Below are 2,646 nucleotides of genomic sequence, written 5' to 3'. Positions count from 1 at the left end.
CTGTCGCTGTTCAAGATGATCAAGAACACCCAGGCGCGCACCCCGCAGCACGTGTTGTCGGCTTACAGCGACAACGCCGCGGTGGTGGAAGGCTATCCGGCTGCGCGCTGGCGTCCGGATCCGGTCAGCCATCGCTATCGCCGCGAGGCCGTGGTCGATTCCGCTTTTTGCATCAAGGTCGAAACCCATAACCACCCGACCGCGATCGCGCCGTTCCCCGGCGCGTCGACAGGTGCGGGTGGTGAAATCCGCGACGAGGGTGCCACCGGGCGCGGCGGTCGCCCGAAAGCGGGGCTGTGCGGATTCTCGGTCTCGCACCTGCGCATCCCGACCTTGCCGCAGCCGTGGGAAGGCGAGCGTGCGCTCAATCCGCGCATGGCGTCGGCATTCGAGATCATGCGCGACGGCCCGCTGGGCGCCGCGGCGTTCAACAACGAGTTCGGCCGGCCCAATTTGACCGGCTATTTCCGCAGCTTCGAACTGCCCGAGGCCGAGGGCCTGACCCGCGCCTACGACAAGCCGATCATGCTGGCCGGTGGCCTGGGCGCGATGGATCGCGTCCAGGTGGAGAAGCTCAGACTCTCGCCCGGTGACGCGGTGATCGTGCTTGGCGGGCCGGCGATGCTGATCGGCCTGGGTGGTGGCGCGGCATCGTCGGTGGCCTCTGGTGATTCCGCCGAGGATCTGGACTTCGCCTCGGTGCAGCGCGACAACCCGGAAATGGAACGACGCGCGCAGGAAGTCATCGACGTCTGCGTGGCGCTGGGTGGGGACAACCCGATCCTGTGCATCCACGATGTCGGTGCCGGCGGCCTGTCGAATGCGATCCCCGAGCTGCTGCACGACTCGAGCGTGGGCGGCGTGATCGATCTGGGCAAGGTGCCCAAGGACGATCCGTCACTGTCACCGATGCAATTGTGGTGCAACGAATCGCAGGAGCGCTATGTGCTCGGCGTGGCGCAGGCGCGGTTGCCGGAATTCGAGGCGCTGTGCGCACGGGAGCGCTGCCCGTTCGCGGTGGTGGGCATGGCGACGGCGGAGGAACGGTTGGTGGTGGGGTATGGCGCTGGCACTTCCCTTCTCCCTCCGGGAGAAGGTGCCCGCAGTGCGGATGAGGGTACGGCATCTGACCAGGCGGCTGTCATGCATACCGACCCTCACCCCAACCCCTCTCCCGAGGGGAGAGGGGCTTTGGCAATCGACCTGCCGATGGATGTGCTGTTCGGCAAGCCGCCGAGGATGCATCGCGATGCGGTGCATCCGCCGCCGCCGCGCTGGCCGCAGGTCGAGACCGATGCGCTGGACCTGCGCGAGGCCGGGCTGCGCGTGCTGGCGCATCCGTCCGTTGCGGCAAAGTCGTTCCTGATCACCATCGGCGATCGCTTCGTCGGCGGGCTGACCGCACGCGACCAGATGGTCGGGCCGTGGCAGGTGCCGGTGGCCGATTGCGCGATCACCTATGCCGGCTTCGACGGCAACGCGGGCGAGGCGATGGCCGTGGGCGAGCGCACCCCGCTGGCGCTGCTGGATGCCGCTGCCTCGGCGCGGATGGCGGTGGGCGAGGCGATCACCAACCTGATGGCGGCGCCGCTGGACGCGCTCGATCGGATCAAGCTGTCGGCCAACTGGATGGCGGCCGCGGGCCACGCCGGTGAGGACGCGCGGCTGTTCGATGCGGTCAAGGCGGTGGGCATGGAATTGTGCCCCGCGCTCGAACTGGGAATCCCGGTCGGCAAGGACTCGCTGTCGATGCAGGCGCAGTGGGTTGCGCCCGGGATTCGGGAGATGGGAGAGGGGATTGGAGGGAGCGAATCACCGCACTCCGACGAGCGCCGCCCTTCCGAATCCCGAATCCCGAATCCCCAATCCACCGCTCCATCTCCCCCGTCTCGCTGATCGTGACCGCGTTCGCGCCGGTGGCCGATGTGTCAGGCCAGCGCACGCCGCTGCTGCGGCGCGATGTCGATTCCGAATTGTGGCTGATCGGGCTGGGCGCAGGCCGCCAGCGCATGGGCGGTTCGATCCTCGCGCAGTGCTTCCCGCAGGCGAACGGCGATGGTGTCTTGCCGGCGTTTGGCGGTGAGGTGCCGGATCTCGACGAGCCGCAGCGCCTGCGCGCCCTGTTCGACCTGATTCGCGATGCCCGTGCCGAAGGCGTGCTGTTGGCCTACCACGACCGTTCCGATGGCGGCGTGTTTGCAGCGCTGTGTGAAATGGCGTTTGCCTCGCACCTTGGCCTCGACATCCAGCTCGATGGCTGGGGCGACAGCCGCACCGGCGATCCGTTGCGGGTGCTGTTCAACGAAGAACTCGGCGCGGTGGTGCAGGTGCCGGTCGCCGAGCGCGCCGCGTTTGCCGACCTGGTCGCGCAACACGGCCTGGTCGAATGCGCGCAGCGCATCGCGGTGCCGACCAGCGCGCCGGTGATCCGGATCAGCGATGGCGATGAGCAGTTGGTGCAGTGGCGCTGGGAGGAGTTGTTTGACGCGTGGTGGGCGACCACCCATGCGATGCAGAAACTGCGCGACAACCCGGACTGCGCCGACAGCGAGCGCGCCGCGGCGCGGCGCTTCGATGCGCCGGGCTTGCAGCCGCGGTTGTGCTTCGATCCGGCGGAGGACATCGCCGCGCCCTACATCGCCAGCG

General features: G+C 68.3%; 1 pseudogene. It reads left to right on the top strand.

Annotation, left to right across the window (positions count from 1 at the left end):
* Positions 1-2,646: pseudogene (gene purL, locus IT472_RS03020) on the top strand (phosphoribosylformylglycinamidine synthase); the annotation flags it as partial.

This window comes from Thermomonas sp., from assembly GCF_020850895.1.
GTDB lineage: Bacteria > Pseudomonadota > Gammaproteobacteria > Xanthomonadales > Xanthomonadaceae > Thermomonas.
Note: the sequence above shows the minus strand (reverse complement) of the source record. Positions and strands in the feature narration are given on the sequence as shown.